Raw genomic sequence first — 18,450 nt, forward strand, 5'->3', positions numbered from 1 at the left:
TTAGGGCCGGATGTGTTTATGCGACAGATGCGAATATTGCAGCGTCGTCCGGATCAGCAAGGCACGTTGCGACGGATCAAGATGCCGACCGTGATCATGTGCGGTGCTCATGATGCCGAAGACACGGTGCGGAAACACATTTTCGTGGCAGATCTCATTCCGCATGCGGTGCTGCATGTAATTGATGGAGCTGGACATTTCCCAACACTGGAAGCTCCTGACACAGTAACTGAAACGCTGCAGGACTGGGTTCAAACTCCGCTACGGCTGACCTAGTCGTAGAAAGCTGCGCGTTCTTCTTTTGTTAAAATGGTCGGTTGAGCAACGGGGGTGCCCATATTGGAATCGAAAAACGGTGTTTTCTTCCAGCTTCCCGACAGGCGCGATTTTAGAACCCGCTTCAGCAATCCCATGGCCGCATAGCGAATTTTTTCATGAGATTGTTTGCCATCAGGCCCGGGCACAAATCCGCGTGTGGTAACGGGACCAAGACTGTTGCTGTCGGGGATGCGTTTCACAATAACCCCCGCGAATGGAAATTTGGGGGTCATTGGCGTTGTTGCCAATGGCGCGTTGCAGCATTTGGCATACCACCGCAACATGCCCTTGGGACTAAGCTGCATCACAGCCAAGTGCTCGGCTCCTCGGTTAATCTCGATTTCTTCCGGGGCCATCTGAAAAATATCGACAGGGCCGGGGGCCGGGTCTGGCTGTTTGAAATACAGCTGGGCAGCGCGACAATCATGGCAGAAGCAGACGACATTCGTGCCTGATTTGACGCCGCGCTCTGTGATGCGGCCAGAAAGCGCGCCGCAGTCACAGCTGAAGGAAAGTTCCTTAGCTGTGGTGCCGCTCATGCCACTTTGTTGCTGTTGGCGGCGCGACGGCGTGGTTTCTTGCGGCTGTTTTCATTCATGAAATCAATCACAAGCGGGCGGATGTTGTCACGCCAACTGCGGCCCGCGAAAATACCATAATGGCCAGCGCCAGGTTCGACATGGCTTGCTTTTTTGCTGTCCGGCAGGCCGGTGCACAAATCAAGCGCTGCAATGCACTGACCGGGTGCCGAGATATCGTCGTTCGCGCCTTCAACCGATTTCACTGCGACATCGGTAATCTTGCCGATATCCACCTTGTGTCCGGCGACAACAAATTCGTTCCGCGCAATCTCGCGGTTCTTAAAGACCCGTTCGACGGTTGAAAGGTAGAACTCGGCCGTCATGTCCATCACTGCAAGATATTCATCATAGAACCGGTTGTGGGCATCGTGATCCGAAGCTTCATCCCGGATCACCCGCTGGATTTGGTCCGAAAACGCCTTGCTGTGACGTTCGGCATTCATCGACATGAACGAGGCAAGTTGCAGCAGGCCGGGATAGACCATGCGACCGACCCCTTTGTATTTGAAGCCAACGCGCTGGATCATGGTTTCTTCCAGTTGGCCCATTGTAACGCGGCGACCAAAATCCGTGACCTCGGTTGGTGTCGCATCGGGATCGACCGGCCCTCCGATCAGGGTCAGTGTACTGGGCTGCGCTTTTGGTTCGACTTCGGCCAGATAGGCCGTTGCCGCCAATGTCAGAGGGGCGGGCTGGCAAACAGCGACAACATGTGTGTCGGGCCCGAGTTCTTTCATAAAATCGACAAGGTAGAGGGTGTAATCCTCAACATCGAATTTGCCTTCGGACACAGGGATATCGCGCGCATTATGCCAATCAGTGATGTAAACTTCACAATTTACCAACAAGCTTTTGACGGTCGAGCGCAGCAGCGTCGCATAATGGCCCGACATGGGGGCGACCAGCAGAACTTTGCGAGGCTGCTCTTCACGCCCGTTGACGCGGAAGTGAATCAGGTCGCCGAACGGGCGCTCAAGCACTGTTGTGACATCGACCAAATGGTCTTTACCATCTTCGCAGGTGAAGGTGCGAATACCCCAATCGGGTTTGACGATCATACGTTGGAATGTTCGCTCGGTTACTTCACCCCAGGCTGCCATCCAGTTGAAGGCCGGATTGGGTGTCATCGAAAACAGGGGATAGGACGCCATCGCGCTTGCGGTTGCACCAAGCCATTGGTTGGTGTTACGCATGGTTTCCATCAGGTCGTAAGTCATCATGTAGCGCATCGAATGTGCCTCCTGAGTATCAGCCTGAGAATTCGGACCATTCGCCGCTTTGCCCCCCGACGCCTACGACGTTATTCTGCACAGCAGCGAGACTAGGGGGGAATTGTTAAAATGACAACTACCGACGACCAGACGCCAGAATTGACTGAAGAACATATTGAACGACTTAAAGAAAATATGGGCAAAGTCGAAGAATTGTCCAAACGCCTCGTCGAAGTCATGGCGGGAAAAACGCCGCATACCCCTGCGTTAGACGGCCCGAATCAAGAGCTTTTTGCAAAAGCAGCAACAGCCTATTGGGCTGATGTTATGCAAAACCCTTCAAAGCTGCTGGAACAACAGATCGAGTATTGGGGAAAGTCAGTACTCAACTTTGCCGAAGCGCAGAAAGCGATGACTTCTGGCGAAAGCGAAGAGCCGGACGCCCCAGTCAAAGATAAGCGGTTTTCCAACCCGATGTGGGACACCAACCCCTATTTCCGCTTGATCCGCCAGCAATACCAGACCAATGCTGATGCGATCGCTCAGGCTGTCGCATCTGTTGATGACCTAGACACCAAAGACAAACAGCGCCTGCGTTATTTCTCGCAACAGATCATCGATATGATGGCACCGACCAATTTTCTGGCCACCAACCCCGATGCCCTGGAGAAAGCCGTCGAGACTGAAGGTCAATCATTAATACAAGGGCTTGAAAACCTCGTATCCGATCTTGAGGCCAATGACGGCGAGATGGTTGTTCGGCTCGCCGACGAAAGCGCCTTTGAGATCGGTGGCAATATCGCGACAACGCCCGGAGACGTCGTTTACCGCAACCGGATGATGGAACTGATCCAATATAAACCGGTGACCGAGACGGTGCATGAAACCCCCATCGTTCTGTTCCCGCCCTGGATTAACAAATTCTATATCCTCGACCTGAAGGCTCAGAACAGCTTGATTAAGTGGGTGACCGAGCAGGGCTATACCCTGTTTGTGGTCAGCTGGGTCAATGCCGATAGCTCTCATGCTGATATCGGGATGGAAGACTATATTCAGGAAGGGTTTCTGACTGCCATCGAAGAGGCGAAGAAAATCTGCAAGGTCAAGCAGGTCAACGCGGTAGGCTACTGCATTGCTGGAACGACACTCAGCCTAACCCTTTCGCTGATGAAGCAACGCGGCGACAAATCGGTCAAATCGGCTACATTCTTCACAACCTTGACGGACTTTGGAGAGCAGGGTGAATTTACGCCGTTCCTGCAAAACGATTTCGTAGATGGGATCGAAGATCAGGTTTCAAAAGACGGGGTGCTGAAGGCCTGGATCATTGGCCGGACGATGTCTTTCCTGCGTTCACGGGATCTGATCTACACACCGGCGATCCGCAGCTACATGATGGGAGAGACGCCGCCCGCCTTCGATCTGCTTTACTGGAACGGGGATGGGGCCAATCTGCCAGGTAAGATGGCGATCCAGTATCTGCGCGGTTTATGTCAGGGCAACGGTTTGGTGACGGATGGGTTCGAATTGCTGGGGCATAAACTGCATATCAAAGATGTGGATGTGCCTCTGATGGCGATTACCTGTGAAACAGACCATATCGCGGCCTGGAAAGACTGCTATCGCGGTGTGCAGCAGATGGGTTCGAAATCAAAATCCTTTGTCGTGTCTGAATCCGGTCATATCGCAGGCATCGTCAATCCGCCCAGTAAGAAGAAATACGGCCACTATACCAACCCTGATCTTAAAGCGGATGCTGAGACTTGGCTGAGGGAGGCTGATTTCCATGAAGGTTCGTGGTGGCCGATGTGGGAAGCGTGGTTGAAGAAGCGGTCAGGTAAGCAGGTTCCTGCACGCGATACCGGCGATTCGAACCATCCCCGCCTTTGTCCAGCTCCGGGGACCTATGTTTTGGTCAAGGCAAACCGCTGATATCATTATGAAACTCAAAATTTTCTGCATCGCAGCAAGAAAAAACTTGCAATGCTGCGATGCAGCAATCATATTGCCTTCAAGCTGATGAGAACCGGGGTGGGCCCGGAACGGCTAGAAGGATTTAGGACAATGGCAAAGACCCAAGACTTTACCGCGACCCTGAAAGACATGATGGGCGCGTTCCCGGTTGACACAACCGCTCTGGAAGACGCATTCAAATCGACCGCTTCGCTGAACGAAAAGCTGTCGGGTGTTGCTCTGGACGCAGCTGAAAAATCGGCTGAAATCTCGAACAAATGGACCAAAGAAACTCTGGCCAAACTGACCGAGATGTCGAAAGCAAAAACCGAGCCTGCAGATTACGCAAAAGCCGCAACCGACTTCGCAAGCGCGTCGGCTGAAGTTGCTGCTGAAAACCTGGCTGCTTTCGCTGAGATTGCGAAAAAAGTTCAGACCGAAACCGTTGAGCTGCTGATGGCGGCTGGCAAAGACGCTGCAGAAGATGCAACCGCAGCTGTCAAAAAAGCCACCAACGAGGTGACTGCTGCAGCAAAGAAAGCAGCAACTGCAAAGTAAGATAAGACTGCGACTTAGCACCCATTCCTCCCAAATGGTGCAATCGCTGCGGGCAGGTCGCTTGACCTGCCCTTTCTTTTTGTTCTGCAGTCGCATAACCTCTGCTGCAACGCATCATCCTTGGGGAGGGTACAGGGTGTCGGAACAAGAAAAACCTCTGCTGATCAAGCGTTATGCCAGCCGTCGGCTGTATAACACTGAGACCAGCGATTATGTGACGCTTGAAGATATCGCGGGCTTCATCCGCGACGGGCGCGAAGTGCAGATTATTGACCTGAAAACCGGCGATGACCTGACCCGGCAATATCTGCTGCAAATCATTGCTGAACATGAAAGCCGTGGCGAGAATGTGCTGCCGGTCAACGTGCTAAATGATCTTGTCCGTAGCTACATGGTGCCGGGCGGGGGTATGATGCCGCAATTCCTGCAGAGCTCGTTCGAGATGCTGCGTGAAAGCCAGTCCAAGATGATGGAAAACATGAATGCGATGAACCCGATGTCACAGATGCCGGGTTTCGACGCGATGCAGGCGCAGCAAAAGGCTTTCCTGAAGGCCATGACCGGGGGGTTGGCTGGCAACTGGTCCAGCCCCGAGCAAGAGGCTGATGCACCGTCCGAACCAAAAGAAGATCTGGACGACATCAAGAAGCAGCTTGCCGATTTGCAGCAGAAGCTTTCAAAGCTGAGCTGATTTTACCGATGCGCTGGCTGTTTGTGCTGTGCGCGTTGCTTTGGGCATTCCAGACTGCAGCACAAGGGCAGTTCACGTCGATCTGGGAACCTGTCTGCACATTAGGACAGGATTCCGCTGCGGGCTGCGATGATATCCGCGCGCGCGAAATTCTGGACGCTTCGACTGAACCTTGGCGCGCGATAGGGCGCGTCAATTTTGCCAGTCGTAGCCAACGCTCGCACTGCACGGGTGTTCTTGTCGCTGAACATTTGGTTCTGACCGCAGCGCATTGTCTGTTCAACACTGCCCGTCAGCGCTGGATCCCTCCTGGCAGCATCCGCTTTGCGGCGGGGTATCAACGCGGTGAGGCCATTGCTGTTTCATCCGTCGCTGCCTACCGACTTGATGCAGAGCAGGGTGTTGGAGGTCGTTTCAACAATCGCGCTGATCTGGATTGGGCCGTATTGGAACTGGACCAACCAATTGGAGCCCAGTTGGGCTTTTTCCCAATTTCCCAGACCGCTGAGAGGGGCGGTTCGGTCGTAGGGTATCCCGGATTGCGCCCACATGTGCTGAGTCAAACGGGCTCATGTGCCCCAAACCCGTCAGGTGATGGGCTTTTCCATGGGATTTGCCCGGTCATGATGGGAGATTCTGGTGCACCGTTCCTCGTACAAACCGATGCGGGCCTCGCCGTTGCAGGAATACTATCGCGTATTGCACCAACCCCCGATGGGATTGATGCATTGTTTCTGTCAATACAGGAGTTCGATCTGGGCAGGCGTTAGAGTTAGGTTCCATAAACCGGCATCGGACCAACAACTTCACCAATCGAGGCCAGTAGGATGTCGGCAATGACGTCCAGCTCTTCGCGTGTCAGGCGCACAGGCAGGCGCACATCACAGGCCTTCATCAACATCGCGCGGGTCTGCGGCAGATCAAACTGCTCGGGCAGGAATTGCCAGTTCCAGAAGGCGCGGGCATTGTCCTGACTCATGCCAAACACCTGCACTTTGACGCCACGCGCTTCGGCAGCAGCGGCGAAGGCGCGAATTTCTTCGTCGTTAAGGTCAACTAGATTGAACTGGATTGAATCCGGTGCGCGCTGCTCGGGTGCAAGCGGGGCAGGGACATTGATATAGGGTGAGGTGTTCAGGCGATCGGCCACGTAGTCATGGTTCGCCAGACCGTCCCGCACGCGGCGCGCCAGTTCGGGAAGCTGAGGACGGATCACTGCGGCGCTGAGGTTGCTCATGCGCAGATTGTACAGTGGCAACCGGTTCTGCCAGCGGGCAAAGGCCTGTTCCAGCTCGGGCGAACCTGAGTGCTTTTTCCAGTTATGCTCGTACGCACCCGACATGATGACCGCCTGAGCAACCAGATCAGCATCATCGCTGACCAAAATGCCACCTTCACCGGCGTTGATCATCTTGTAGGATTGGAACGAGAAGCAGCCGACCTTGCCGATGGTGCCAATATTGCGCCCATGCCATGTGGTACCCAATGAGTGGGCTGCATCTTCGATCACCGGGATATCGCGTGCGTCACACAGCTCCATGATGGCGTCCATATCTGAAGTATGACCGCGCATGTGGCTGATGATCACCGCCTGCACGCTGTCGAGCTTGGCGGCGAAGTCGGCCATATCGACGCGATAATTGTCGCCGACTTCGCACAGAACCGGAATGCAATCCGCGTGCACGATTGAAGACGGCACGGCCGCAAAGGTAAATCCGGGAATCAGAACCCGCGCATCGCGGGGTAAGCCCAACGCTTTGAGCGACAGAAATAGTGCTGCGGAACAGGACGAAACAGCGAGCGCGTATTTCGTGCCGAGTAGTTCTGCGAACTCTGTTTCCAGCAGGGCAACAGGCGCATCCTGCGGTGCGGTATAGCGGAACAGATCGCCGGATTGCATCAGGGCGTCGATGGCGTCTCTTGCGGCTGCGGGGATAGGTTCGGCTTCATGAACGTTGGGTACAAGCGTCATATTTGGATTTCCCGAATTTTATCTTTGGGAAATATAAATTCGATGCACAGACAAGCCAAGTCCCAATTCGCATCGTCAGCGAGATTTAACCAATTCGTCGTATGGAATGTGTTCAGATACCCAGCCTGTCGCGCATAGCGTACCAAGTCATCGCCAAGATCAACAGGGGCGTTCGCAATGCGGGTCCACCAGGGAATGGCAGCGCAGGAACGCGGGCCATGGTATCAAATCCCTCAGCCTGTCCCTGAATCGCCAGTGCCATTAGTTGCCCCGCATGGGTCGCAGTGCCAACGCCGTGACCGGAATAACCAGAGGCGGACAGGATATTCGGTGCGATCCGGGCGAGGTAGGGCATACGCCGCATGGTGATACCGAGGGTTCCACCCCAAGCATAGTCAATCTTGACGTCTCGCAGATGCGGGTAAATCTCGGTCATCGGTTTGCGCACCTTGGCGGCGATGTCCTCGGGGAAACGATAACCATAGCTTTCGCCGCCCCCAAACAGCAGCCTTCCATCTGCACTTAACCGGAAGTAGTTCACCACGAATTTCGTGTCAGCAACGGCGATATCCTTGGCCAATACCTTTTGCGTCTCAGCGCCCAGTGGTTCGGTTGCCGCAATGAAATTGTTGATGGGCATCACGCGCGATGCAACTTGTCGGTTCAGATCGCCGAGATATCCGTTGCAGGCCAGAACAACATGATCTGCGGTGATCTTGCCTTTGTCCGTGCGCACAGTCACGCGAGCGCCCTGATCGATGCCAAGAACCTCGGTGTCTTCATGCAGTCGTAACCCCGCTCCGACCGCGGCGCGCGCAAGGCCAAGCGCATAGTTCAACGGGTGCAAATGCGCCGCACCATTGTCCAGATACCCACCCGCATAGGCAGGTGAGGGACAAAGCCCGCGCGCGGCATCGGCATCCAGGGCTTCGATTTGGTCGTATTTGTATCTGCCCGACAGATGCGCCGCGTGACCATGTAGCTCAGCGCGCTCCGAGTCGTTGAAGCCCAGAACCGCAATTCCTGGCTTCAGATCGCAGTCGATCTGATGCTTTGAGATCAGTGATTTGACCAGATCCTTTGCATCTTCGGCCAGATCCCAGAGTTTTGAGGCGTCGTCATCGCCGACGAGCCGCTCAAGATCCTCCTGGTCCATCCGCTGTGCGCTGCCCAGTTGGCCTCCATTGCGACCCGAAGCGCCAAAGCCCACGCGGTGAGCCTCGAGCAGAACAACATCGAACCCGGCCTCAACCAAATGCAATGCGGCCGAAAGGCCTGTATATCCGCCGCCGACAATGCAGACGTCTGCGGTGTGATCGCCTTCAAGTGCCGGATAGCGGTCGAATGGATGCGCAGTCGCAGCGTACCAACTCGGCGGGTACTCCGCCTTGCGATCATTGGAATACAGCAGGTTCATCGCGTCGTTGCCTTAGACGTTCATCAGCAGGTGCTCGCGTTCCCATGGGGAAATGACCTGCAAGAACTCTTCGTACTCTGCACGCTTGACGATGCCGTAGACGCGGGCGAATTCAGGGCCCAGAACCTCGTGCAGGGCTGTTGCTTCATCAAACAAGTCCAGGGCTTCACCCATGATCTGAGGGATATCGCCGTCGCCTTCGTAGGCGTCGCCGTAAAATTGGCGGCGTGGGCGTTCTTGCTGAGTCAGTCCCAAATAGCCGCAAGCCAGTGACAATGCGATGCCCAGATATGGGTTGCAGTCCATGCCTGCGATGCGATTTTCGACCCGTCGCGCCTCGGGGCCGGACAGAGGTACGCGAATGCCGGTTGTGCGGTTGTCGCGCGCCCACTCCAGATTGATCGGAGCCGCGTGGTCTTTGACGTAGCGGCGATAAGAATTCACATACGGCGCCATCACCGCAAGCCCCGCGGGCAGGTGGTTCTGCAAGCCGGCGATGAAGTTGTAGAAGGCGTCGGTTTCTCCGCCCTGAGGGCCAGAGAAAATATTCTGACCCGATTCCATATCGATAATCGAGTGATGGATGTGCATGGCCGAGCCCGGCTCATCCTCGATCGGTTTCGCCATGAATGTTGCAAAGCAGTTATGACGTAGCGCGGCTTCGCGGATCAGACGTTTGAAGTAAAATACCTCATCGGCCAGTTTTACAGGATCGCCATGGCGCAGATTGATCTCCAACTGCCCGGCCCCGCCTTCTTGCGTGATCCCGTCGATTTCAAACCCCTGAAACTCGGCAAAGTCGTAGATGTCGTCGATCACCGGCCCGAACTCATCGACCGCCGTCATCGAATAGGCCTGCCGCGCCGCCGCCGGACGGCCCGAGCGGCCCATCATCGGCTTGATCCCTTGCGCCGGGTCTACATTCGGCGCGACAAGGAAAAATTCCATCTCAGGGGCGACAACCGGCTTCCAACCCTTGTCATGGTACATCTTCACAACGCGTTTAAGCACATTGCGCGGGCTGAAGGGGATCGGTTCCCCATCCCGGTCGAACGCGTCGTGAATCACCTGCAACGTCCAGTCACCCGTCCAGGGTGCGGCCGACGCAGTTGAGAAATCAGGCTTCAGGATCATGTCGCGTTCAATGAAACCATCTTCACCTGCGGCTTCGCCCCAATCCCCAGTAATAGTTTGGTAGAAAATACTGTCGGGTAGGTGAAAATAAGATTGCTTTGCGAATTTCGACGCCGGGACCGCCTTGCCGCGGGCGATGCCGGGCAGGTCAGAGATGATGCATTCAACCTCATCCAGCCGTTTGCCTTCGAAATAGGTGCGTGCCGCTTCAGGCAGTTGATCTGTCCAGTCGGCCATCAGGCCCTCGCTTTCTTTAGGAATTCTGCCATGTGGCGACCGATTTTGGCATTGTCATCCGGGGCATCATGCCGGTTCGCGGCCGCCTGCATCAACGCATCAGGAACCACGCCTTTGCCTCGGGTCTCCATCAAGCCATGAATGAAGTCGTTTCCATATTCAGGATGGGCCTGCACTGTCCAGATCGTATCGCCATAAGTGACCATGGCGTTTTGGCAAAAGTCATTCGTGCCAGTGACTACAGCACCTTCGGGCAGTTGAGTCACCTGATCCTGATGCCATGCGTTTAGGGTGACAGTTTGATCGCCAAAACGATAATCGGTGCGTCCAATGGCCCAACCATCTTTGAACTTTTCCACTTTTCCACCAAGGGCTTGCGCGATGATCTGGTGACCAAAACAGACACCGATCAGCGGGTTTCCGGTTTTCTGAATGTCCCGGATCAATTGTTCGAGCGGTGGTATCCACGGGTGATCTTCGTAAGCACCATGGCGTGAGCCCGTGATGACCCATCCATCCGCCTGATGTGCGTCGTCAGGAAACTCTCCATCGACGACTGCATATGCCTGGAATTCGAAGCCGTTGCCGCCCAGCAATGCACGAAACATTCCATCATATTCCCCGAATTGATCATACAATTCGTCGGGTGGGTGGCCGGTTACAAGGATGCCGATTTTCATAGTTCACCAAATTTGATCAAATTTATTCTAGCGGAGCAGAACGAGGCGGGCAAGAGGCTCATACGCTCTCAAGATAGCTATGCCAGTGGCTTTCTGGGGGCCGCTCTGCGAAGCGCGCGATTTCCTGCCGTTTTGTCATCGCCATGTTGCGGATCAGGTCAGCAGGGAAGATGCGCGCAACCAACGGGTCTGTCTCAAATGCGGAAATTGCCGAGGACCAGTCGGGAGCAAGCTGCGGAAGGTCTGCAACCTCATAAGCATTTCCGGATATCGGAGCAGGTGGCTGCAAGCCGTCCTCTATACCAAGCAGCGCGGCACCTAGCACGGCGGCCAGCATGAGATAGGGGTTGATGTCTCCCCCAGCGACGCGATGTTCGATCCGTCGGGCGGCAGGGGCACCGCCCGGAATGCGCAGGGCGGCTGTGCGGTTCTCATAGGCCCAACTGGCGCCAGTAGGGGCGTGCGCGCCGGGTACAAGCCGTGTGTAAGAGTTTCCATGCGGCGCGAAGATCAGGGTTGAACCGGACATTGCGGCCAGACATCCCGCAACCGCTGAGCGCAGCAATTCGGTGCCTTCGGGCCCCCCGTCGTCAAAGATATTTTGGCCATCAGCGTCTATAACCGAGAAGTGCACATGCATCCCGTTGCCAGCATCCTCGGCGTAAGGTTTGGCCATGAAGGTCGCAGTGAATCCGTGTTTCCGTGCAAGACCACGCGTCAAGCCTTTGAAAAGCCAAGTGTCATCGGCGCAGCGCAAGGCGTCCTGATGATTCAGGTTGATCTCAAATTGGCCAATCCCGCTCTCCGAGATGGCGGTTTGGGCCGGGATGCCCATTGCGGTGCAGCCATCGTAAAGATCGGTGAAGAACGCATCAAAAGCATCCATCTCGGCCATCGAAAGAACGGCCTCGTCCTGCAGCCTGCGGCCGGTGACCGGGTTGATAGGAGCTTGCGGTTGGTCGCCTGAAGCGTCGAGCAGAGTGAATTCCAGCTCAGTGGCGGCAACAACCGACCAGCCTCGTTCTGCATAGCGGTCCAGTACCGAAGATAGCGCGTGCCGGGGATCGCCCGCAAAGGGTGTACCATCATCGTGATAGAGGCACATGGGCACCAGAGCTGTGGCTGTGTCGAGCCAGGGCACCGGCACTGGGCCACGCCCCGTCGGACGCAGGACGCCATCGGCATCTCCGCTTTCGAAGACCAGCGGGCTGCCATCAATATCGGCTCCCCAAAGATCGACATTGAGCGCTGAGAACGGCATTCGAACAGCCCCCTTATCCAGCTTGGTGGCATAGGAGGGCGGCACGCGTTTGCCGCGCATCTGTCCGTTCAGGTCACAGGCGGCGACGCGAAATGTGTGCAGGGCGCTCAGGTCCATTGTAGGCTCCGTGGTCTTGTCACGAGAGGTTTAAATCAGGATTAGCGCCTTGTCACTAAATTTGATCAAATTATCAGTCAACGCTTATTGCGACGAGGGCCGAAACTGGAGATCTTCCAACTTGTACAGGGATCAAAACCGCTTTCTTCCGAGTTGTACAACATTCAGGCACCTGATTGTGCCTGGCGCGGTGATCCCTATAGTCTCGGGTATGTTCATCTTTCTTACTATTGCGTTACTGGTCGCAGGCGGGATCGGCTATTACCTCTGGTCCAAAAAGCAGGCCCGCGCGGCACTGCTGGCGACCCATCTGACCTCGCATCAGGGTGACATCATCGAACAACAGGTGCCCATCATCCGGCGGCTACCCGCCTCATTGCGCAGCCACCTGGATGGCAAAGTGAATCTGTTTCTGGATCAGGTCAGCTTTTATGGCTGCGACGGGCTGGAAGTGACCGAAGAGATGGAGCTGTCGATTGCGGCGCAGGCTTGTCTGCTCGTGATCAACAGTGACCTTTGGTACGATAACCTGACGACGATCCTGATCTATCCCAATGCGTTCAAGTCGAAGCAGCAGCGACACTCGGGTTATGTTGTGTCAGAGAAAGAGATCGTACGAACCGGTGAAAGCTGGGATCGCGGGCCGGTCATTTTGTCATGGGCACACAGCCGACAGGGCGCGCTGGATGACCACGATGGACAAAATGTGGTGCTACATGAATTTGCGCATCAAATCGATGATCTGTCCGGGGGCACCAATGGTGTGCCGATACTGAGCGAAGGGCAGAGTTTTGCCGAATGGGAAAAGGTTTTCCTGACCGCCTATGACGCGCATGTCCACGCTGTTGAGAGCGGGCGGCGTACGGTAATCGACCCCTATGGTGCGACGGGGCATGAAGAGTTCTTTGCGGTCTCGGTCGAAGTATTCTTCGAGCGCCCCCGTGCGTTGAAGCACGAGGTGCCAGAAGTCTACGAGCAGCTTTCGAAACTGTTCCGACTCAATCCAGTGGACTGGGCTTAGCGGGCAAGGTTCAGGCGGAACCGCATCTTTGCTTTTCGCTCGGCTGGCAGGTGGCGGTTCAGGCGTTTGTTGATCATGCCAAACCCCCAAACAATCACCAGCGTCAACAGGATGAAATAGAATGCCAGAATCGGGTAGGGGATGAACGGGTTGAACGTCTTGTCCGCGAAATAGCTGGCGTAGTACAGCGCATCGCCCCTTTGCTGCCAGGCCGGGAAGGCCGAGAAGAAGACCAGCGTAGTTGCGTGGAACAGAAAGATCGCCTCGTTCGTATAGGCGGGCCATGCCAGCCGCAGCATGGTGGGCCAGACGATGCGGCGGAACCGAGACCAGCCCGACATGCCGTAGGCATCTGCCGCTTCGATGTCTCCCTTGGGGATCGAGCGTAGGGCGCCATAAAAGATCTCGCCCGAATAGGCGGCTGTGTTCAGGAACAGCACAATCAGGGCGCCCAGCCAAGCCGAGGTCAGAGCGTCGAACATCGGGTAAGTTTTCTTCAGCGACAGGAAGAAGAAATACGCAAAGAAGAACTGAATGAAGAGCGGCGACCCCCGGAACAGGAAGATGAACCACTCGGACGGTTTGCGCAGCCATTTGTTGGTGGATGCTTTTCCAACGGCCAGTGCAGTGGCCAAAAAGAACCCGGTCGCCAGCGCCATCGCGCCGAAATAGACGTTCCAGATCATGCCCGAGCCGATCAGGGTGAACTGCTCGCACAATGTGAAATCGGTCTTGGGCAGAAGGCGTTCCCCGAAGCCCAGCGAACGGAGGCCGTAATCCTGTATGGTCTGGATGCAGCTCATGCCGTGGTCTCCTTGCGCAGAAGCTCTCCGCCTGATGTGGCCTGACCGTGGGACAGACGGCGCATCAGTTTTTCAAGTCCGAGTTCCGAGAAACGCGTCATGCCAAGGTAGAAGATCAGCAATCCAAGGAAGTACCACATGCGCCAATCGCCATGGGGGTACTGCGTAAATTTCGAGGTTTTGGTGCCGCCCAGTTCGCGGGCCCAATAGACGATATCTTCGACCCCCAGCAGGAACAGCAGGGGGGTCGCCTTGATCAGCACCATCCACAGGTTGGACAGACCGGGCAGGGCATAGACCCACATTTGCGGCACGAGGATGCGCCAGAAGGTCTGGCGGCGGGTCATGCCATAGGCTTCTGCCGTTTCCAGCTGCGTATGCGGCACGGCGCGCATGCCGCCGAACAGGACATTGGCGGCAAATGCGCCGAACACGATGGAAAATGTGATGACAGCGAGGAAAAAGCCATAGGTTTCGTGCACCCATTCAGGGGCGCTGCCCAGTGGCAGTTTGGCGGCCTGGCAGACGAGGAAATCGTTGCCCTGACGGATCGGATCGGTCCAGTCGGGGCAGAGTATCTTGTGTCTTACCCACTCAAAACCCTGATCCAGAGCGATCACGAAGAACATGAAAAAAGCGATATCCGGCACGCCGCGTACAATCGCAATATACCCTTTGCCCAACCAGCTGACCGGCGGGATATGCGAGCGCGCTGCCATGGCTCCGACAAAGCCAAAACCCAATGCAACCGGGGCGGTGACCGCCAGCAAGGCCAGTACCTTGAGGAATGAGGCGTAGAACGACCAGTGGACACCGTTGGTCAGGTAGCATGAGAACCAACGGAATGTACCCAGCGTATCGGGATCGGAGCAATACGAGAAAATGGCGGGCCTCTTAGACTGGCAAGGGCGCTGCAGGGGCGCGCCCTGCGTTCAGGGCGCGCCACTTGGATCATAAGATCAGAAGGTCGAGGACACTTCCCACTTGGTGATCAGCTCGTTCAGGCTGCCATCGTCCTTCATGGACTGGATCGCTGTATTGAACTTTTCTTTCAACTCACCGTCCGATTCACGGATGCCCATGCCAACGCCACCGCCCAGCGGTACGTCATCGGCAACAAATTTCAGCTCACCGTCTTCTTCGACGATCGGTGCGAGGAAGGATTTGTCAGCCAGCACAGCATCGGCTTCGCCGTTGCGGACGGCTGCGATGGTTTCTTCAGGGCTGGCGAATTCGACCAGAGTTGCACCGGATTCAGCAATGTAACCCGCCTGAATGGTCCCGGTCTGAGCCGCGACAACGCCACCTGCGACGTCAACGTCATCGGACAGCGCAACATAGGCAGACGGATCCGGTGGTGTATAGTTCTGGGTGAAGTCGATGACTTCGTCCCGCTCGTCGGTGATCGACATACCAGCGATGATCACGTCATAGTTGCCTGACACCAAGTTCGGAATGATCGAATCCCAGTCGTTCTTGACCCATTCGCATTCCAGATTCGCGCGCTTGCACAGCTCATCGCCCAGTTCACGTTCGAAACCGTCGATCTCGCCCGCGTCGTTGATGAAGTTCCAAGGCGCATAGGCGCCCTCGGTGCCCATGCGCACGGTATCGGCCATGGCGATACCGGCGGTCAGCGCCAGTGCTGCAGTGGTCAGAATCAGGTTTTTCATTGTTACTCCCCTTATTGGTTCTGTCCGTTGATTAAGCCGCCTGAGTGGCGGAGAGAAAGCCCTGAAGCCGTTCGGATTCAGGGGTGGTGAATAGATCTTCTGGCAGGCCCTCTTCTTCGATCAGGCCCTGATGCAGGAAGACGACATGGCTCGAGATATCCGCAGCCATCTTCATGTCGTGGGTCACGATTATCATGGTGCGACCTTCCGCGGCCAGATCCTTGATCACCTTGATCACTTCCTGTTCCAGTTCGGGATCGAGCGCCGAGGTCGGTTCATCGAACAGCAGCGCCTGCGGTTCCATGCACAGCCCCCGCGCTATGGCGGCGCGCTGTTGCTGTCCGCCCGATAGCTGTGCCGGATAAACATCGCATTTGTCGCCGATGCCGACCTTTTCCAGATACCTGCGAGCGCTGTCCTCAACCTCGGATCGATCTCGGCCCAGAACGGTGACGGGGGCCTCCATCACGTTTTGCAGGATGGTCATATGCGCCCACAGATTAAACTGCTGAAACACCATCGACAGGTTGGTGCGGATGCGCAGCACCTGTTTGGGGTCGGCGGGACGACGGTGATTGTGGCTGCCGGCCCAGCGGACAGGTTCGCCTTTGAACAGAATCTCGCCTTCTTGGCTGTCTTCCAACAGGTTGCAGCAGCGTAAAAGCGTGGATTTCCCCGAGCCTGAAGACCCGATCAGCGAGACAACGTCGCCGCGATGCGCGGTGATATCCACGCCCTTGAGCACCTCAAGTTGGCCAAAGCTTTTGTGAAGGTTCTTGATCTCGATGACGGGAGCGGCGTCTGTCACGGGCTGTCCAGATATGATTGTTGTTGGTGCGGTAATAGGGCTGAAAAATCGGGCTAATGCAATGCGCAAATAACAAGTTCACGCTGAGAAATAGCCAATTTGGCCAATGACGCTGTCAGAATTGTCAGTTGGTTGGGCGATTTGCGCGCCGTTAGGGCGAACAGACAGGTAAGCTTATGAGATTTGCAGTGACGGTTCTCAGGCTATCGACACCACCATCATATGAACGATATCCAATGCCAACATTGCGGGACTTACCGGCCGTTCGTCTAATCGTTCACGCTTTTGAGAATTTGTTGATAGAACGCGACGTTTCCATCCTCACCAATAGGCCGTGCGACCCATTCCAAATCCAAACTCAGTGCTCCTGCGGGTACGATTTGCCGCGCGATATCGGGCGGTGTGGCTTCGTCAGACGTTCCATTCTTCCAGTCGTGAAAGGCTGATGAGTATCGAACGACCGCTCCGCTAACCGGCAAATCGAGCAACCCGCCCTCGGCAAAGAACGTCAATCCGTCACCCATTTCTTCCCCAATGAGTTTGAACCTGTTTCCCAATCGATGTCTAAGGATGGCTACAAACACTATCGCTGCGGAAAACGTGAATTTATCGACAAGCACAACAACCTGCTTGTTTGCGCTTTCCGAGATCGCGTCGATCAAGGGCATCGTTAGAAGAAAGTCGCCACCAGTATTCCCGCGAACGTCAATCAGAAGTGTTTTGGTCGAGCCGGCGCGCACATGTTCCACTGCGGCTGAGATGGCTTTGGGTAGCGCACTTTCGTTCGGATCAAAGAAGCTTGGTAACACTATTGATAGCCCAAGCTCTTGCCAGTCCTGTATCTCCACAAAAATCTCGGGTTCCCAAGCTGGATCAGCCTTGCCGTGCTCGTTTCTCGGGTAGAGCATCGATCCGGGAACCGTATGTTCATTTGCCAATTTCAGATTCGCTATCTGTCCATTTTCGTCCTGCACACGATATTCGGTCGCTTTGCCGTTTGACGAATAACCCAAATGTGCCAAAGCGTACGGCCACGCAAAAAGGATCGGACCGATGACCCTTTTCCTTTGGCATGTTCCCGCCAGAAAACTCTCTGCCGTGGCTTCGATTTGGCTCAAAGCCACACCGTTGATCGCGATCAATTTTCCTCGCGGTGCAATTACCCCTGGTGCCGCCCCCATGACTTGCACTGAACGCCCCACGCTCACAAACCTCAGCGGCAGCACCGAGATCGCATCATTCGGGATCAGCCTTGTGTGCCCATTTTGGGGGAGTGCCAATAGGCGCATCGCGGACATCAAGAAGGCTTCGATGCAGCCCTCCGAGGCGTATCTCCGGGTTTCACTAAGGCAGCTGTCTATTACGGCCTTATCGATCCGACGAAAACTGGGATCGGTTGGCAGAGCAGTTTCTAGAATTTGCTTCAGGTCTTCCGTCAGCGCCATGATTCACAGTGCGCATAGCCAATCGTAAATGTCTAGATTGGGCTCGAAGCCGACATCAACCTTTCTCAGCTCAGGTAAAATTATCCAGCAGCTTCGTAGTTGGGCTTTTCGCTTGGCCGTGCTGCAATTGGCTCAGGCCTTTGCTGCTTTTTGCCGTGCCAGTGCCGAATCCACGTCGCTGACACCCAACAGGCTTACGACGAGACGCAGCAGTGAATCCTCTTCTCCGCTGCGGTGTCCATCTGCCAATGCAACCGACCACATTGCCTGCACCACGGCTAGGCGATCATCATAGACGATGGCCTCTTTGATGGCGCGGGTAAAGCGGACGGTGTCGGGGGCTTCGGCCTCAAGATCTTCGGCACGGGCGCGCAAGGCGGCGGCTTCGAACGGGGACAGGCCAAAACGTTCAGCCGAGATGCGGTCGATCCGGACCATTTCGGTATCGGCATAATCATTGTCGGACCGCGCAATGCGCACCAACAGGGCGGTGAGGGCCAGACGGGCGTCATCTTCTACAAGCGGGTCGGGCTGCGGCTGCGTGAGCCGGGACAGGAAATCACTGAACAT

At 55.7% G+C, this 18,450-nt stretch carries 19 protein-coding genes; 6 read left to right on the plus strand and 13 right to left on the minus strand.

The annotated features are described in order from the left end of the window. Positions 1 to 18 precede the first annotated feature (18 nt). A complete protein-coding gene (locus ACR0KN_RS00725) occupies positions 19 to 276 on the plus strand; it encodes an alpha/beta fold hydrolase (protein ID WP_480650666.1) in 258 nt (85 codons plus the stop codon). Here ACR0KN_RS00725 and ACR0KN_RS00730 read toward each other — a convergent pair. Then, positions 273 to 857, minus strand: coding sequence for a DUF6151 family protein (locus tag ACR0KN_RS00730; protein ID WP_480650668.1), 585 nt, complete (start codon positions 855 to 857; stop codon positions 273 to 275). The genes ACR0KN_RS00725 and ACR0KN_RS00730 overlap by 4 nt on opposite strands. After that, on the minus strand, positions 854 to 2,128 hold the full coding sequence (phaZ, locus tag ACR0KN_RS00735) for a polyhydroxyalkanoate depolymerase (RefSeq protein WP_480650670.1): 1,275 nt from the start codon (positions 2,126 to 2,128) through the stop codon (positions 854 to 856). Before phaZ ends, ACR0KN_RS00730 begins: the two co-directional genes overlap by 4 nt. Before the next feature lie 111 nt (positions 2,129 to 2,239). On the opposite strand from phaZ, the gene ACR0KN_RS00740 reads away from it, so the two are divergent. The 4 genes from ACR0KN_RS00740 (at position 2,240) to ACR0KN_RS00755 (ending at position 6,082) form a co-directional block, all read left to right on the plus strand. Next, positions 2,240 to 4,042 carry a PHA/PHB synthase family protein gene (locus ACR0KN_RS00740; protein ID WP_480650672.1) on the plus strand — a complete coding sequence of 601 codons (1,803 nt, stop codon included), beginning with the start codon at positions 2,240 to 2,242 and terminating at the stop codon, positions 4,040 to 4,042. Between the two features lie 132 nt (positions 4,043 to 4,174). Next, positions 4,175 to 4,621 (plus strand): phasin family protein, encoded by a 447-nt coding sequence (locus tag ACR0KN_RS00745; protein ID WP_029621740.1) that lies wholly within the window; start codon positions 4,175 to 4,177, stop codon positions 4,619 to 4,621. A 136-nt stretch (positions 4,622 to 4,757) separates the two neighbouring features. Further along, positions 4,758 to 5,312: a polyhydroxyalkanoate synthesis repressor PhaR gene (gene phaR / locus ACR0KN_RS00750; protein WP_170469152.1), complete on the plus strand. Its 555-nt coding sequence runs from the start codon at positions 4,758 to 4,760 to the stop codon at positions 5,310 to 5,312. 8 nt (positions 5,313 to 5,320) lie between these two features. After that, the gene (locus ACR0KN_RS00755) at positions 5,321 to 6,082 is read left to right on the plus strand and encodes a trypsin-like serine peptidase (protein WP_480650675.1); all 762 of its coding nucleotides are present in this window, start codon (positions 5,321 to 5,323) and stop codon (positions 6,080 to 6,082) included. A gap of 2 nt (positions 6,083 to 6,084) precedes the next feature. Here the strand turns inward: ACR0KN_RS00755 and ACR0KN_RS00760 are convergent, their stop codons facing one another. The 5 genes from ACR0KN_RS00760 to ACR0KN_RS00780 form a co-directional block, all read right to left on the minus strand. Then, positions 6,085 to 7,284 (minus strand): DegT/DnrJ/EryC1/StrS family aminotransferase, encoded by a 1,200-nt coding sequence (locus ACR0KN_RS00760; protein ID WP_480650677.1) that lies wholly within the window; start codon positions 7,282 to 7,284, stop codon positions 6,085 to 6,087. Between the two features lie 112 nt (positions 7,285 to 7,396). Continuing rightward, complete coding sequence (locus ACR0KN_RS00765) at positions 7,397 to 8,701, minus strand: NAD(P)/FAD-dependent oxidoreductase (RefSeq protein ID WP_480650679.1); 1,305 nt, start codon at positions 8,699 to 8,701, stop codon at positions 7,397 to 7,399. A gap of 12 nt (positions 8,702 to 8,713) precedes the next feature. After that, positions 8,714 to 10,072 carry a glutamine synthetase family protein gene (locus ACR0KN_RS00770; RefSeq protein WP_010439152.1) on the minus strand — a complete coding sequence of 453 codons (1,359 nt, stop codon included), beginning with the start codon at positions 10,070 to 10,072 and terminating at the stop codon, positions 8,714 to 8,716. Then, positions 10,072 to 10,752 (minus strand): type 1 glutamine amidotransferase, encoded by a 681-nt coding sequence (locus tag ACR0KN_RS00775; protein ID WP_480650681.1) that lies wholly within the window; start codon positions 10,750 to 10,752, stop codon positions 10,072 to 10,074. Before ACR0KN_RS00775 ends, ACR0KN_RS00770 begins: the two co-directional genes overlap by 1 nt. 58 nt (positions 10,753 to 10,810) lie before the next feature. Beyond that, complete coding sequence (locus tag ACR0KN_RS00780) at positions 10,811 to 12,130, minus strand: glutamine synthetase family protein (protein ID WP_480650683.1); 1,320 nt, start codon at positions 12,128 to 12,130, stop codon at positions 10,811 to 10,813. Positions 12,131 to 12,341: 211 nt separating this feature from the next. Between ACR0KN_RS00780 and ACR0KN_RS00785 the strand changes: the two genes are divergently transcribed. After that, positions 12,342 to 13,151, plus strand: a complete 810-nt coding sequence (locus ACR0KN_RS00785; RefSeq protein ID WP_480650685.1) for a M90 family metallopeptidase — start codon at positions 12,342 to 12,344, stop codon at positions 13,149 to 13,151. On the opposite strand, the gene ACR0KN_RS00790 is transcribed toward ACR0KN_RS00785, so the two are convergent. The 6 genes from ACR0KN_RS00790 to ACR0KN_RS00815 all read right to left on the minus strand — a co-directional run bounded on the left by ACR0KN_RS00790 (position 13,148) and on the right by ACR0KN_RS00815 (position 18,450). Further along, entirely contained in the window at positions 13,148 to 13,954 is an 807-nt protein-coding gene (locus ACR0KN_RS00790) for an ABC transporter permease (RefSeq protein ID WP_010439160.1), read from the minus strand. The genes ACR0KN_RS00785 and ACR0KN_RS00790 overlap by 4 nt on opposite strands. After that, positions 13,951 to 14,838, minus strand: a complete 888-nt coding sequence (locus tag ACR0KN_RS00795; RefSeq protein WP_480651744.1) for an ABC transporter permease — start codon at positions 14,836 to 14,838, stop codon at positions 13,951 to 13,953. Before ACR0KN_RS00795 ends, ACR0KN_RS00790 begins: the two co-directional genes overlap by 4 nt. Before the next feature lie 75 nt (positions 14,839 to 14,913). Then, on the minus strand, positions 14,914 to 15,627 hold the full coding sequence (locus ACR0KN_RS00800; RefSeq protein ID WP_480650687.1) for a transporter substrate-binding domain-containing protein: 714 nt from the start codon (positions 15,625 to 15,627) through the stop codon (positions 14,914 to 14,916). Positions 15,628 to 15,658: 31 nt separating this feature from the next. Further along, a complete protein-coding gene (locus ACR0KN_RS00805; protein WP_480650689.1) occupies positions 15,659 to 16,435 on the minus strand; it encodes an ABC transporter ATP-binding protein in 777 nt (258 codons plus the stop codon). Positions 16,436 to 16,704: 269 nt separating this feature from the next. After that, positions 16,705 to 17,880 carry a S41 family peptidase gene (locus ACR0KN_RS00810; RefSeq protein ID WP_480650691.1) on the minus strand — a complete coding sequence of 392 codons (1,176 nt, stop codon included), beginning with the start codon at positions 17,878 to 17,880 and terminating at the stop codon, positions 16,705 to 16,707. Positions 17,881 to 18,012: 132 nt separating this feature from the next. Beyond that, positions 18,013 to 18,450, minus strand: a complete 438-nt coding sequence (locus ACR0KN_RS00815) for a tellurite resistance TerB family protein (RefSeq protein ID WP_170469177.1) — start codon at positions 18,448 to 18,450, stop codon at positions 18,013 to 18,015.

Source organism: Ruegeria sp. AP7 (assembly GCF_056539905.1).

Excerpts from the sequence above, each read along its gene's own strand:
- ACR0KN_RS00725 (WP_480650666.1), top strand. The coding sequence starts at position 19 with ATGCGACAGATGCGAATATTGCAGCGTCGTCCGGATCAGCAAGGCACG.
- ACR0KN_RS00730 (WP_480650668.1), bottom strand. The coding sequence starts at position 857 with ATGAGCGGCACCACAGCTAAGGAACTTTCCTTCAGCTGTGACTGCGGC.
- phaZ (WP_480650670.1), bottom strand. The coding sequence starts at position 2,128 with ATGCGCTACATGATGACTTACGACCTGATGGAAACCATGCGTAACACC.
- ACR0KN_RS00740 (WP_480650672.1), top strand. The coding sequence starts at position 2,240 with ATGACAACTACCGACGACCAGACGCCAGAATTGACTGAAGAACATATT.
- ACR0KN_RS00745 (WP_029621740.1), top strand. The coding sequence starts at position 4,175 with ATGGCAAAGACCCAAGACTTTACCGCGACCCTGAAAGACATGATGGGC.
- ACR0KN_RS00755 (WP_480650675.1), top strand. The coding sequence starts at position 5,321 with ATGCGCTGGCTGTTTGTGCTGTGCGCGTTGCTTTGGGCATTCCAGACT.
- ACR0KN_RS00760 (WP_480650677.1), bottom strand. The coding sequence starts at position 7,284 with ATGACGCTTGTACCCAACGTTCATGAAGCCGAACCTATCCCCGCAGCC.
- ACR0KN_RS00765 (WP_480650679.1), bottom strand. The coding sequence starts at position 8,701 with ATGAACCTGCTGTATTCCAATGATCGCAAGGCGGAGTACCCGCCGAGT.
- ACR0KN_RS00770 (WP_010439152.1), bottom strand. The coding sequence starts at position 10,072 with ATGGCCGACTGGACAGATCAACTGCCTGAAGCGGCACGCACCTATTTC.
- ACR0KN_RS00775 (WP_480650681.1), bottom strand. The coding sequence starts at position 10,752 with ATGAAAATCGGCATCCTTGTAACCGGCCACCCACCCGACGAATTGTAT.
- ACR0KN_RS00780 (WP_480650683.1), bottom strand. The coding sequence starts at position 12,130 with ATGGACCTGAGCGCCCTGCACACATTTCGCGTCGCCGCCTGTGACCTG.
- ACR0KN_RS00785 (WP_480650685.1), top strand. The coding sequence starts at position 12,342 with ATGTTCATCTTTCTTACTATTGCGTTACTGGTCGCAGGCGGGATCGGC.
- ACR0KN_RS00790 (WP_010439160.1), bottom strand. The coding sequence starts at position 13,954 with ATGAGCTGCATCCAGACCATACAGGATTACGGCCTCCGTTCGCTGGGC.
- ACR0KN_RS00800 (WP_480650687.1), bottom strand. The coding sequence starts at position 15,627 with ATGAAAAACCTGATTCTGACCACTGCAGCACTGGCGCTGACCGCCGGT.
- ACR0KN_RS00810 (WP_480650691.1), bottom strand. The coding sequence starts at position 17,880 with ATGGCGCTGACGGAAGACCTGAAGCAAATTCTAGAAACTGCTCTGCCA.
- ACR0KN_RS00815 (WP_170469177.1), bottom strand. The coding sequence starts at position 18,450 with ATGTTCAGTGATTTCCTGTCCCGGCTCACGCAGCCGCAGCCCGACCCG.